The organism is Methylobacterium sp. GC_Met_3 (assembly GCF_026540775.1).
Taxonomy (GTDB): domain Bacteria; phylum Pseudomonadota; class Alphaproteobacteria; order Rhizobiales; family Beijerinckiaceae; genus Methylobacterium.
In genome coordinates this window covers 1-348 of the sequence record NZ_JALNUL010000199.1, presented here as the reverse complement: position 1 = coordinate 348, position 348 = coordinate 1, and the positions used below count along the sequence as shown (strand labels likewise).

1 pseudogene is annotated in these 348 nt (G+C 70.7%); it reads right to left on the bottom strand.

Annotated elements, in window-relative coordinates:
- Window positions 1-348 (bottom strand): annotated as a pseudogene (locus OXS27_RS32490) (porin family protein); the annotation flags it as partial.

The window sequence follows — 348 nt, the reverse complement described above, 5'->3', positions numbered from 1 at the left end:
GTCGGTGACGTAGTAGCCGGGGGCGAGCGCGCCGCCGGAGATGAACGAGCTGTTCCGGCTGCGGCCGAAGTCGAGGTACTGGGCGTCGGCCTCGATGCCGAACACCACGCCGTTGCCCGGGGTCAGCTGGAAGTTGTAGCCGATCTGGGCGCCGCCGGAGAAGCCGTCCTGGCTGTTGTTGCGGAAGGTGGCGACGGTGCCGGGGGTGGCGTAGGGGAAGGGCACGCCGAAGCTGTTGCCGGTGGAGCGGCTGGAGGCGTCGAAGGCGTAGCCGGCGTTGATACCGAAGTAGGCGCCCGACCAGGTGAACACCGGCACGGGGGTGAACACGGGCGGCGGGGCGGCGCG